Here is a 12,514-nt window from a genome sequence, read left to right as displayed (position 1 = left end):
TATAAAATTACTATTTATTAGCCGGTTTTCAAACTTGCTCACAGCAATTCAAACATAGTTGATCCAGCAGTCCACACGTGCACAGCGCACCTTCGGTGCGCTGGGACTCTCGCCTGTGCTGAAATGATAAAGCCTAAAATTCAAATTACTGTGAGTTGTGGGTTGATATAGGCTAGGCGTACCCTCACTCAGTTACTTATATATACTTAATTTATAGTATAGTAGTTCTCCTTTGCCCGTTATCCGCTCTTGGGAGGTCGAAGGAGACAAGAGAATTTGAGGTTTTGGAGAGGTGGCAGAGCGGTTGAATGCGACGGTCTTGAAAACCGTTGAGGAGGCAACTCCTCCGAGGGTTCGAATCCCTCCTTCTCCGCCAGTCAAAAATCAATATTAGATCCAGACACTCATGACTATTGACAATCCAAGCGCTTTTCTTAAGACCCTACCTACCGGATCCGGTGTTTACCAGATGCAAGACGCGCAGGGGAAAGTCATCTATGTGGGTAAAGCGCGCAATTTACAAACACGAGTCAGTAGCTACTTTCGTCGTCAACTAGATAGCAAAACGCAATCCATGATGCCTCAGGTGCAGTCGATTCAAACGACGATCACCCGCAATGAGAATGAAGCCCTTTTACTTGAAGCCAGTTTCATTAAACAGTTTCAGCCCCGTTACAATGTATTGCTACGAGATGATAAATCCTATCCTTATCTTTATTTAGCAACTCATCAAAAATTTCCCTTCTTGGATTTTTACCGCAGTGCAAAAAAAGCCCCCGGCCGTTATTTTGGCCCTTACCCCAATGCCGGACCGATGAGAGAGAATCTCGCCTTGATTCAAAAGCTATTTAAATTGCGTCAATGCAGTGAATCTTTTTTTAAAAACCGCACGCGTCCTTGTTTGCAATATCAAATCAAGCGTTGTACAGCCCCTTGCGTGGGGTACGTCAATGAGCAGGAATATCGACGCCAGGTTGAAGACGCTATCTTATTTTTTGAAGGTAAAAACGATGAAATAATTATGAAATTAACTGAGCAAATGGAAGTGGCCTCTGAGAATTTTGTTTTTGAGGAAGCCGCTCATTACCGTGATCAAATTCGCCAATTACGGCGGCTACAAAAACAGCAAATCATTACTGGCGGGAAGGGGAACATTGATATAATTGGCATCGCCGAATCAAATGGAGCCATCGGCTTTGCTATATTATTCATCCGATCCGGGCGAATGATTGGTCATAAACCTTTCTTTCCTAATACACCCTTAGGAACGACGCTCCGAACTGCCTTACTTGAATTTATCCCTCAATATTACTTGAGTCCTTTGCGCAACGGCGATATCCCCGAACGGATCGTAACGACTGAGCTATTGGAGGACCGTTTATGGATACAACGTGCTTTGTCTTCTGGTTTGAACCGAAAACTAGCAATTACCGATCAAAAACGAGCGCCGTATAAGCAATGGCAAGCAATGGCGGCACTCAATGCAGCTCAAGCTCTTTCACAACACTTAGCTCAGAAAAATACTTTTGTGCTAAAGTTAGAAGCCATACAAAAATCGTTGGCTTTACTGAATCCAATTGTGCGTATCGAATGTTTCGATATTAGCCATAGCTTAGGAGAGGCGACGGTGGCATCTTGCGTTGTTTTTGGGGAAGAGGGGCCCGTTAAAAAAGACTATCGACGATTTAATATTGACGGAGTAACAGCGGGTGATGATTACGGTGCTTTGCGACAGGCGCTGACACGGCGATACACGCGCTTAAAAGAAGGCGAAGGTATTTTGCCTGATATTCTGCTGATTGACGGGGGTATGGGCCAACTTAGGCAAGCAGCCGAAGTGCTTGAAGAATTGCAAGTGAGCGGGGTCATTTTAACGGCAATTGCAAAAGGACCCCGTCGTAAAGCTGGATTGGAGAAGTTGTTCCTTTGGGGGCGACGAGAAGAAATCCATTTGGCGGCAGATAACGTCGTGTTTCATCTAATTCAACAAATTCGTGATGAAGCCCATCGCTTTGCGATTATGGCGCATCGCAATCGTCGCGCTAAGCGTCGGGTAGAATCCACCTTGCAGGAAATTGAAGGAATTGGCCCTAAACGACGACAAAAATTATTAAAATATTTTGGCGGGTTACAAGAACTTCAGCGGGCTAGCATTGAAGAAATCGCAAGGGTTCCCGGCGTCAGCGAGACCTTAGCCAAAGCAATTTACGATGCCTGCCATCAACACAAGGGCTAATTTAAAAGAGGATTGTTAGGATTGTTAGGAGTTGCCTTATATACTTGATTGGCCCAAGGTTCGTAGTTATAATATTAAGATTAAGTTCAAGAATTTTCTGTCTTAGAGGAAATTTATTTTGCGATTACAAAGAGTCTTTTCATTCCTTTTTTGCTGTCCTTTTATTCGGCAATCGTTTTCTATGTTCGCTTCGTACGGCGATACAAAATAAAAAAACAAACACAAAATTAGAAAACAATTCCGAGGCTTTCTGAAGAAAGAGCACAAAGGTTCGGTGCTCATTTGTGCAAACCACCTCAGAGATGCTTTTGGCATTATTTGGGTTTAGGTTCGCTATGGGTATGGGGATATCTTGGGCATTTTCGTCGATTTTCCTCCAGTATTCCCAATGTAAAGTTTGCCGTGCGCTAACTTATTCAATCGCCTAATACTAATAAGTTAAGTTATGAGTAAAATCATCCCTATTAAAACAGAGTGGGAACGATCGAATGCGAAAACAGTATTAAGAAGGGTTACACATTTATTAAAACGAGAAGATTTCACTATATCTTCGCTGAAGCGACGCGGAGCGAGACAGGGCGATTGAATATGGACGATTACGTTACGGGGCTAGTCAGATTTTGCAAGCTGTCCCTCAAGCTAAAACTCTTATTAATTTATTTGTATTTGCTGGATGAGGAAGATAAAATGCAGCGGTATTTACCCCAGAAAGGTTGTCAGTTTTATATGAAATTAAAATGGTTTGCCCCCCAACCCCAAAAGAATCAGCAGGGCCGACAGGGAGTTCGTGCGGTTTCAAAGAAGATAATGGAAGAGTTATCTGAAATGGAGAAAGGGCATTTTCAGGAAATTCCTTACTAAGTTTTCCATCCTTTTAAGTAAAGCGAGGGGTTTTATTTCCTCGCTTTGTTTTGAGAAAGGAGAAAGTGGCTTAGAAACGGCCACCTCGAGCGCCGCCTCGACCACTGCGGCCGCTGCTGCCACCGTCACGTCGACGGTCACCTGTATTTTCTCGGGCTATGTTAACTCGGATTTTGCGACCTTGGAGATCAATCCCGTTGGCTTTCGACACAGCTTCTTGCGCCGCGTCCTGTGTGCCGTAGGTGATGAAAGCGAAGCCTTTGGAACGGCCTGTTTCCCGATCCATAATCAACTTAGCTTCCTCAATTTCACCATACTGGCTAAAGAAGGTTTGAAGTTCATTAGCTGTCACGTCATATGACAAGCTTCCCACATAGATTTTATTTTGACTCATCGTCATTTTCCTCAAAAAATAGAAATAGAAATGCTTCGGCAAGAATGTCAGGAACTGTCTCGAAGGGGAGGTCCGGAACGAATCTGTGCTTGGCAACTTTATTCTACGATAAAATATCTAAAAAAGATATCAGAATGCGGCGGGCGGCTGTGGGAATGGTATTGTGGTTCGCCTTTCAAGGGCCATAGAGAGAAATTTCAGGAAATCATGTAGTAAATGTAGCTAGGGCTAGTATAATCCTTCTATGCCTGAAATATACTTAGACAACAATGCAACCACCTCAGCTGCTCCAGAAGTTATAGAGTCTTTGCTAGCGTTTTTCTCAAAAAGTTATGGGAATCCTTCCAGCCTGCATCGTTTAGGCCTTCAGGCAGAGCGGGCGGTGGACAAGGCGCGACGTGGTTTGAGTGGATTATTGGTGGTCCATGAAGACGAAATTGTTTTCACATCGGGGGGCACAGAAAGTGCCAATTTGGCGGTTAAAGGAGCGGCTCAAGCGTGCAAACGTAAGGGCAATCATATTATCACTACCCCAATAGAACATGATGCGGTGTTAGGGAGTGTTAAACAGCTCGAACAGGCCGGTTTTATTGTCGATTTTGTAAAAGTGAATATGCAGGGCAAAGTGTCGCCAGAAAGTGTTGTGGAGTTAATAAAGCCCAATACTATTCTGGTTGCGGTTATGCATGTCAACAACGAATTAGGCAGTATCAACCCCATTAATGAGATTGCCGAAGCAGTGAAAGCTAAAAACAAGGATATTATTTTTTTCTCTGATGGTGCGCAGGCCTTTGGCAAGCTTGAGGTTGATCTCACTCATATAGATTTATATTCGATCAGCGGCCATAAATTCCACGCCCCCAAGGGAAGTGGTGCTCTCTATGTTAAGAAGAAAACACTATTACAACCTTTAATTTCGGGTGGAGGGCAAGAATTTAACTTGCGTTCGGGTACGCAGAATGTGCCTAATATTGTGGGCTTAGCTAAAGCGGCTCAACTTGCTTATTGTCATTTAAAAGAAACGCGCGAGTGTTGGCGGGAGTTAATGGCTGATTTTTTGGAAGGATTAAAAAATATACCAGAAGTAAAGATTAATTCACCTATGGATGCGCTAGAAAATACGCTTAACGTCTCATTTAATTCAATTCCTTCTCAAGTAATGATGAATTTGCTTGAAGAAAAGGGCATTTATGTTTCAGCAGGTTCTGCCTGTAGTGGCGCTAAAGGCGAAGCGAGTCACGTTTTGAAAGCGATTGGACTTCCGTTCAAACGGATTCAATCCGCTATTCGCTTTAGTTTTTCACGCTATAATACTCATGAAGAAATTCACTATGTGTTAGAAAATATTCAATCAATTATTTATAGGTTAAAAAATATTACGATAAATGAAAAAAGTCATCCTGATTAAGTACGGCGAAATTGCTTTAAAAGGAAAAAATCGACCTTTTTTTGAATCTTCCATCATCGAGAATATTCGTCTTGCGATCGGAGAGGGTTTCCCCTCTATTGAACAGCGTCGCGGTCGGCTTTATTTAAAATTAACCACAGATAAGGACATTCCGCACTATAGAGAAGCATTAAAGCGCGTTTTCGGCGTTGTTGGGTTTGCATTAGCTTATCGTTTGAATTTGGAAGTTAACTTTGAGGAAATAGAAGAAGTTATTATAAAACACCTTAGAAAATTAGAATCCAAGTCGTTGAGTTTTCGAGTGGATACCCGTCGAACCGCGAACTTATTTCTGATGGATTCTATGGAGATTAATAAAAAACTGGGTGCCCTGTTGCTTCAACATTTTCCCAAATGGCGAGTTAATCTTAATAATCCTCAATTAACAATTTTCATTGAGGTGCGTGATGAGGGACTATTTATTTACACGACAGAAGATTATGAAGATGGATTGGGCGGCCTGCCTGTTGGTGTTGGAGGTCGCGGTCTTTTATTATTATCAGGTGGAATCGACAGTCCCGTAGCGGGTTGGATGCTGTTGAAGCGCGGGATGATAATCGATGCTATCTATTTTCATAGTTTTCCTTACACAGGAGAGAAGGCCAAAGAAAAAGTTATCGACCTGGCCCGCGTATTAACTCGCTGGAAATTGCGCGCAATTAATTTGCATATTCCTTATTTCACTAAAGTTCAAGAGACCGTTAAAAAAATGTGTTCTGAATCTACATGGACGATTATTCATCGGCGCTTTATGATGCGAATCGCAGAAAAACTGACAAAGTCCATCTACCATACCTTAATTACCGGTGAGAATTTAGGACAAGTGGCAAGCCAAACTATTCAAAGCATCGCGGTGATTAATCAAGCGACGAATTTACCTATTTTACGACCGTTAATAAGCTTTGATAAAAATGATATCATTAAAATAGCTGAGAAAATTGGCACTTTTCGTATTTCAAAACGTCCTTATGAAGATTGCTGCACTTTGTTTTCTCCAAAAAATCCCGAAACAAAAGCCAAAGAAGAAGAAATTTTAAAAGCTGAAGAAAATTTGCCTTTAGATGAACTGATGAATGAAGCCATAGAAAAAATGGAAACTCTTCGTATTACACCCATCGAGAAGAGTTTTTAAGTATTGTATACGCTGTGAAACCAGCCTAATTTTAAAAATCATTTCCGGTGAATAATAATTAATCTCTTTCGTTAACTCAAAGGTAAAATTAATTCAATTAAACTAAATAAAATAGCCGGCGAAGCCAGCGGCAATGTTGATGAGATATTTTTATTAATAACGACCATTCAAAATAGCAGAAAATAAAAGCCGAAAGAGCCGCTTAAAACGGCGGCTGCGCTGACTGTATCTCTGAAGGGCTTTATCGCACCGCTGCTACTTGCCAAAAGGCCAAATGCTCCTCCGATCCCAATTAACAAACATGGGCCAAATAAAATTATTGATGGTTAATCCTGTGATGAAATACCAAAGGTCTATGATTGTCTCTCCGATTAACGAAATAAAAAACTCAACTACCACGGTTTTGTATATCACAATTTTTCTTAAAAAATACTTCGAAAGAAGACCGCCTATAAAATCCACCTATCCACTTTGATACATTTTTTTCTAGGTAAAGATTTAGACAGAAAAAGAAAAGACTCAAAAAGGCCCATAAAGAAATTAGTAATAAAATTAAAAAGTTGATTGCCAACCTAAATGAACATTGAGATAACTCCCAAAAAAAAGAGAAAACATCGGAGAGAAGGCAATGATGCCATTTAAATAGCTGTAAGTTTTTCCGATTTTTCGCGATGGTTAGCAGCTCCGAGCAATAGCAAAGTCGCAAACCATCATCCCAACCGCTCCCGATGGCTTGAATAATCCGATAAACGATTAATTCTGGCAAGGAATGGGCAGGGCGAACAGTATCGAACCGATGCTAAAAATAACTATTGAAAAAAGCTGACGCGTCGTCGTTCATACTGATCGGAAAGGTACCCAATGACGAGCTGAACAATCCCGCAAGTAAAAATAAAGAGACTTAAAGTAAGCTGAATTTGGCTGGTGGATGCTGAAAAAGCGTCGCCATATGCGCCACTGCTGGCACACACGCATCCATAGCTAACGTTAGCGCATAGTTATTATCGGGACTAGTATCCATTTCGGAATCAATCTTATTAATGCCTTTCTCCGCTAGCGATGATAATTTTACTTGATCGCCTTCTTTTAATAGAAACGCTACCATTTTAGTTGCTGCTGTATAAAATGCTTTAGCTCTATCTAAAAATTTATATTTCGCATCTTGGTCCTTTACTGTTAAAGAAAGGTTATACAGCGCGTGACCACAATTGTATACGCAACGATAATAATGATTGCTATTCTTTTCAGTAAGCTCTGTGGCAACTCTGTAAGAAAGATAGGAAAGACTTCTAAATTTTTTGTTTTTGTATAAAGTCGCTGAATTTTTAAATTGATCTAAGGAGAGAACTCTCTTCTGCAGATATCCTCCATCGTCATGTTTTATAATTTGCTCTGTTATAAATTTATTTAACTTTTTTAGGATTTTTGTTAAGGATGAAACCATATTATTAATTTCTATTACTTTCTTAGAATTTTCTCCCTAATTTGAAAGAGTGTGGTTGAATTTTAACTGACTAATGTCTAAATATATCGTTATTTTTTTCAAAAAATAAAATAATTAATTAGACGCTTTTCTCATTAAAGGGAGCCTACTGATAGGCCCAGAGTGCATTTTTAAATTCATTTTTAAAAAGATAATATTTACAAAGATCGGCATATTTTTCAGGATTTAGTTTTTCTCTTAAATAATAGGAGGCGCGTTCGCCGTGTTTATAACCTTGTCGGACTGCGCTATAAAGATAAGAAGAGGTAGTCGTTTCTGAACTAGCGAGAGGTTGTAGAGGTAACCACTGGGAAAATTCAGCTACTGTTTTGATGAAAAGTAAATCGAACGCGCTCCAAAAAATTCCCATATCTTCCATCATTTTCTCATCAATCCCAACGGCTGTAAGAGCTAACTGTCGGTAATAGAGAAGAAATACAAAAATACCACTTTTTATTAGCTTAAATTGTACATCCTGTGAAACAGGTCGATTTAATAAAGCAAGAGGTGAATTAGAGAGGTATTTTTTAAGGCCACTGGCTATAATTGAGGTTGAAAAAAAATGGAAAAACATTTTTCTGTAGCAAAATGTGACTATTAATTCCCGTCAGGTACTGAGTTAGATCAATTCCAAGATTTTTTATTTGATTAACGATCATTAAAAAGTAAATTGAATGTCAAAGTCGAGTGAGGGCTTCGGATTGTGGATGAAGCACTTGAAGAGTTTCTTGTTGCGTAAGACTCTCATTAAGAATTTATTGAGCAATAGCTTGTTGATGTAATGGGTTTCTAAATTATTAAGTCTTTCCCCTCAAACCTTGACTGTTGCTACTCAATTAATTCTCCTAATCTTTCATCTTGTTAGAAAGAAGTCTGTTGAAGGCCTATGGTTTTCAATAATGCCTTAAAGTTTGACAGTCTCATGAGGGATATCCTTAACGTAATTAAAATAATTAATTAGAGCTTGTCACAAGTTTATTAAAGAAATTTAAAAAATCAAAGATTATTTCCTTATTTAAGAATTAGTTAAGTAAAAATATTATCCGGCATATCAGCCGCATAATGGATGTATTTGGAGAGCACATTTTCTAATTCAGGAATTCATCTTTTGACGTATGTCCCGTTTGGATCAAATTTTTTGCTTTGTAAGATAGGGTTAAAAATTCGAAAATAAGGGGCAACGTTTCGCCCAGAGTCAATTTTTATTTTTTTCCATTTAAAGTTATCAAATTTGTTTCCAAAATTAGATTTGACCATTTGAGACAAATGCCATGATAAATAATAAGAAAATTCTCGCTAGATTAATTGCCGCAAGAAAACGCCCTGTAAATTTCTATCCTGTGTGGCTGCTTGGCTAACTGCACCCCAGACTTGTCAGATACTGATTTCGCCGAAATATAGATGGGGGAAAAGATGGGACGTGGAGGAAATATCAGGACGGTCACGGTGAGTCGGATAATTCTTAAGATTTTATTTGGTGAATTTTTTGAGAACAATCTGTGGATTTTTTTCACCGGGGTTCCATTGGTCGAATCTCTGGCTCCAATCGGGATGTTTAGGTAATAAATTCCAAGTTTCTAAGTTGTTGGATTTAATAGCTATATATTGAGAAAGCTTTTTAGGCGCAGGAAGCGTTTCTGAACTGTATAATTAAGCCTTAATATGCTTCCAGAAAGGTATAAATATTTTATAATAACCAACTGATTTATTTTTAATTTTTTCGCCTCAGTGAGTAAAGTTGAATGATAAATATCAACAGAAAGAGGAGGGGGCCGATTTTCTAAATAAGTATCTATTTCCCTATAAGGAGGTTTATATCTCTATTCCAATAGATTTTTTCCGCTTTATACTTTTTGTTAAGTTCTAATAATACTCTTTTAGTATCTCCCTTTTTTAGAATTAAGGTAACGGATCGAATGAAGAAAAGTTTCATTTGCTTGACGGAGAAGAAAAACAAACCGGTAGAAATTACCGTACTTATGATGTTGTAACTAACTTAGTCCATATTGGCGTCCATATTGGCGCAAAGTCTCAAAAGGAAGCATCCCCTATCTCACAAATCCCATTTGCTCAGTCCCGAGTATTTATCCCAGTGGATATTTTATTGTGGGCGTTGATGGCATGATTCGAATTTGGGTATGCTTTTTTTAGCAAAGCCACTTCGGATGAATGTTTAAATGCTCCACTTCAGAAGTATCTTTATCTTCATCTAAGCAGAAGGCAGGGGGAACTTATTTCCGACGATTCGGGAAAAGTGATTGTGCTGCTTTCGTTTACGGGTGGAGGTCTTACCGTTTTGCCTGGTTCTAATATAAAATAGGCGCGGGAACAATCTATGCTCACGGTAATGAATGCTCGTTCCCAATTAGCAAGGGTGGGTCCTGCCAACTCTTTTCGTCACGAATTTATTCTTATTTTGATATCGTATATCGTTCTGTGGATAGGGTATCAAATGAACGGAGGCGATGGGTTGCCGATTTCTGTCCAATTAGCGAGGTGGGCGATATTTTTTGGCTAAATAACTACTTATTACCTAGAAACAACGACTCCTCGTTTTAAAAAAGACCCTAAAGTGTTAACGCGCAATTATTTCATCTGTCTACTGAGGAGAAGGAAAAAATAAGGAGCAATTTACAGAGTCGAAATGGAATCTTTCTTTATGATTCGTACGTTTGTTAATTGTTTAAATGGAGGATAGAGCTTTTATGGGTTGGCAGGATTAATAGGCTCCTATATGTTTGGGTTTGGACCGATCCCCACGACGGTATTTTTCAGCGTAGCGTCAGTTTCTAGTGTTTATAATACCTTTATGACTTAAGATGACTCAAGATTTGAATGATTAGGATGAAACTTTTTGACAAAAGCAGGCCACAAAAGAAAGTCCAATCCAAAGCCTGGGAGGGAAAATTCTTGTGTATGGGTCCCTTTATTTTGTGCTAGGGGCGGGTATTTATTTCGTGCACGATCTCTGCCTGTTTTATATGCGGGTGAAATAAAGTTCCTTAAGATAATTACAATCCTATTATTTCCGTTGGGGGTCCAATTTTGGGCGGGTTTTCCGCGAAGCAATATTGGCGTTACATTGGTGACTTCGGTAAAAACGCCCTGGATAGTGTAGTTTTGAGCTTTAAAACATAGTTTGGCTCTGCTAAAAGGGTAGGAGGATCAGGATGAAGTCTTACTCCATTTACTTATCAAACGAGGGTAAAGGTATTGCCAATAAAAGACACTAATATGAAACCGATATTGGAATTATTGGCTTTGGCGAAACTATCGAGAAGGCTTTTATTGACATTGCTGAAGCTTTCTTTGTGATTATGCTTGAGGACTTATCGCGAGTGAAGCAAGAAGTTTCCGTCGCTATTGAATTTGAAGAAAGCGATACTGAACTCGCTTTAGTGACTTGGCTTAATTTATTGGCAGCTCAAGCGCGCTTCTATTTTAGTGTTTGGTAATTTTGAATTGACATGGGATCGGTAGATAGAGAAAGGAAGAGGAGAAGCTTGGACGGACTATCGTTGAAGCAAGAAAAAGGCCAATGGCAATCAAGCTGTGTGGTGGATGTGTAGACTATAATATCCATCGATGGATGTTGTTGAATTAAAGAAAGTTAATAACTATTGCTGGACGCTGCGAGCGGCTGCGGGTGTGTCTTCGCCTATTCAATTGTACGGGAGCGAGTCCTTAATCCGAGAAATGGACGATAAAGTCCTTGAACAAATTAGCAATGCGGGGGCTCAGTTACCTCGCCTAGTGAACGCGGCGATGACCATGCCAGACGCGCGCATTGGGTTTCGATATTTTCCTGTGGCATCCATTGTTTATGTACCAATCTGGCTTGGGATGAGCTTAAAGGGTTTCGTGAGGCAGTGTGGCTGAAGAAGTCTACCATCGGACCCGCTGGCGTCGCGGCGTGGGAGGGCTTATAAAGCTGACGTCTTCTCAGTTAGACGTAGGTATTGGTGGGTGGGTGCTGGTTGGTCCATTAAGCGGGGTTTTGGAACTCACGAGGATTTATCCTTTGTTAAAGAAAATGGCCAAATGAAGGGGATCATGCCTGACAATGTTTCTGAACTTGCTAAAAACACCAACCCAATGAAATGGGTACTTTTGGGTTCGGGGAATCATTAGAAGCCACCGTTTAGGTGTTATGCTCCCGGATCGTGAGTTGGCCTGCGCTCTGATAATTCGTCTGAAGGCCAACGATACCTTGGCACAATGAATGCCGGCATCAACTGTGCCTTTGGGAATAATCGCCAACTCTTAACGCACTTAATCCGTGAAGCCTTTGGGAAAATAATTCCGAGTGTTTTTATCGAAACCTTGTATGATGTTTCTCATAACACTTGTAAGTAAGAAGAACGCCTCATTAATGGCCAAAAACGTGGGCTTTATATTCACCGTAAAGGTGTTATTCGCACTTTTTGGCCAGAAGATCCAAAATGCCCCGCGCCTTATCGAAGGTTGGCCAGCCAGTGTTATCGGTGGGGGCATAGGGGTAGGCTCCTATCTACTGGTGGGGAATCCCGAAACGAAAAATCACGCTTTCGATCAGCCAGCCACGGCACCGATCGATCAATGAGTCGTTGTCAAGTATCTAAAAAATTAGGCGGGCGACAACTAGTGGATGATTTAGCGAGTGAGGGAATTATAATTCGCAGCCGCACAATGCGTGGGGTTGCCGAAGAGACAGTGGACGCTTAGTAAAAACGTTGATGAAGTTGCAGGATCAACTGAAAAAGCAGGGATTGCGCGCCGTGTTGTATTTTTAAAGCCAAAGATTTGTCTGAAGCGTTAGTGGAATTTTGAAATATCAGGAGTAAAAAGAGCTTAGTTTAGCAAAAGTCTCTTTGATACCGAATTTTCCGATAAATAAGGCTAATAAAAATAGCAAGGGAATCATCGTAAGCGCAACTTGATAAGCATAGGTACTATAGATAGGAGCATTTTCCAACATTCGA

The 12,514-nt window shown here is 40.2% G+C and carries 10 protein-coding genes, 1 tRNA gene and 6 pseudogenes; 11 read left to right on the top strand and 6 right to left on the bottom strand.

Annotated elements, in window-relative coordinates; all coding sequences use genetic code 11:
- Window positions 1-286: 286 nt before the first annotated feature.
- From FIV31_RS05455 to FIV31_RS05445, 3 genes and pseudogenes are all read left to right on the top strand, one after another.
- Window positions 287-376 (top strand) — tRNA-Ser (locus tag FIV31_RS05455).
- Window positions 377-406: 30 nt separating this feature from the next.
- On the top strand, window positions 407-2,236 hold the full coding sequence (gene uvrC, locus FIV31_RS05450) for an excinuclease ABC subunit UvrC (protein WP_280124078.1): 1,830 nt from the start codon (window positions 407-409) through the stop codon (window positions 2,234-2,236).
- Window positions 2,237-2,354: 118 nt separating this feature from the next.
- Window positions 2,355-3,097: pseudogene (locus FIV31_RS05445) on the top strand (lysophospholipid acyltransferase family protein).
- 70 nt (window positions 3,098-3,167) lie between these two features.
- Here the strand turns inward: FIV31_RS05445 and FIV31_RS05440 are convergent.
- Window positions 3,168-3,533, bottom strand: coding sequence for an RNA recognition motif domain-containing protein (locus FIV31_RS05440; protein ID WP_280124077.1), 366 nt, complete (start codon window positions 3,531-3,533; stop codon window positions 3,168-3,170).
- A 202-nt stretch (window positions 3,534-3,735) separates the two neighbouring features.
- Here FIV31_RS05440 and FIV31_RS05435 point away from each other — a divergent pair, with 202 nt between their 5' ends.
- Window positions 3,736-4,899: a cysteine desulfurase family protein gene (locus FIV31_RS05435; RefSeq protein WP_280124076.1), complete on the top strand. Its 1,164-nt coding sequence runs from the start codon at window positions 3,736-3,738 to the stop codon at window positions 4,897-4,899.
- Complete coding sequence (gene thiI, locus FIV31_RS05430; RefSeq protein ID WP_280124075.1) at window positions 4,877-6,070, top strand: tRNA uracil 4-sulfurtransferase ThiI; 1,194 nt, start codon at window positions 4,877-4,879, stop codon at window positions 6,068-6,070. Before FIV31_RS05435 ends, thiI begins: the two co-directional genes overlap by 23 nt.
- A gap of 71 nt (window positions 6,071-6,141) precedes the next feature.
- On the opposite strand, the pseudogene FIV31_RS05425 reads toward thiI, so the two are convergent.
- The 4 genes and pseudogenes from FIV31_RS05425 to FIV31_RS05415 all read right to left on the bottom strand — a co-directional run.
- Window positions 6,142-7,091 (bottom strand): annotated as a pseudogene (locus tag FIV31_RS05425) (MFS transporter).
- Between the two features lie 568 nt (window positions 7,092-7,659).
- Window positions 7,660-8,127 (bottom strand): hypothetical protein, encoded by a 468-nt coding sequence (locus FIV31_RS05420; RefSeq protein ID WP_280124074.1) that lies wholly within the window; start codon window positions 8,125-8,127, stop codon window positions 7,660-7,662.
- A gap of 452 nt (window positions 8,128-8,579) precedes the next feature.
- Window positions 8,580-8,735, bottom strand: a pseudogene (locus FIV31_RS08595) (FAD-binding domain-containing protein); the annotation flags it as partial.
- Window positions 8,736-8,759: 24 nt separating this feature from the next.
- Window positions 8,760-9,468, bottom strand: a pseudogene (locus FIV31_RS05415) (deoxyribodipyrimidine photo-lyase); the annotation flags it as partial.
- Between the two features lie 18 nt (window positions 9,469-9,486).
- Here FIV31_RS05415 and FIV31_RS05410 point away from each other — a divergent pair.
- The 6 genes and pseudogenes from FIV31_RS05410 to FIV31_RS05385 all read left to right on the top strand — a co-directional run.
- Window positions 9,487-10,685, top strand: a pseudogene (locus FIV31_RS05410) (hypothetical protein); the annotation flags it as partial.
- A 113-nt stretch (window positions 10,686-10,798) separates the two neighbouring features.
- Window positions 10,799-11,008 (top strand): archease, encoded by a 210-nt coding sequence (locus FIV31_RS05405; protein WP_341873970.1) that lies wholly within the window; start codon window positions 10,799-10,801, stop codon window positions 11,006-11,008.
- 130 nt (window positions 11,009-11,138) lie between these two features.
- The gene (locus FIV31_RS05400) at window positions 11,139-11,432 is read left to right on the top strand and encodes a hypothetical protein (protein ID WP_280124073.1); all 294 of its coding nucleotides are present in this window, start codon (window positions 11,139-11,141) and stop codon (window positions 11,430-11,432) included.
- Entirely contained in the window at window positions 11,425-11,598 is a 174-nt protein-coding gene (locus FIV31_RS05395; RefSeq protein ID WP_280124081.1) for a hypothetical protein, read from the top strand. Before FIV31_RS05400 ends, FIV31_RS05395 begins: the two co-directional genes overlap by 8 nt.
- Window positions 11,520-11,684, top strand: a complete 165-nt coding sequence (locus tag FIV31_RS05390) for an RtcB family protein (RefSeq protein ID WP_280124072.1) — start codon at window positions 11,520-11,522, stop codon at window positions 11,682-11,684. Before FIV31_RS05395 ends, FIV31_RS05390 begins: the two co-directional genes overlap by 79 nt.
- 87 nt (window positions 11,685-11,771) lie before the next feature.
- Window positions 11,772-12,257 (top strand): annotated as a pseudogene (locus FIV31_RS05385) (RtcB family protein).
- 109 nt (window positions 12,258-12,366) lie between these two features.
- On the opposite strand, the gene FIV31_RS05380 reads toward FIV31_RS05385, so the two are convergent.
- Window positions 12,367-12,514 (bottom strand): hypothetical protein (locus FIV31_RS05380; RefSeq protein ID WP_280124079.1); only part of this gene is annotated, 148 nt, incomplete at its 5' end.

Origin of the sequence: Coxiella endosymbiont of Ornithodoros amblus, assembly GCF_019425495.1 — a bacterium.
Lineage (GTDB): Bacteria > Pseudomonadota > Gammaproteobacteria > Coxiellales > Coxiellaceae > Coxiella.
Note: the sequence above shows the minus strand (reverse complement) of the source record. Positions and strands in the feature narration are given on the sequence as shown.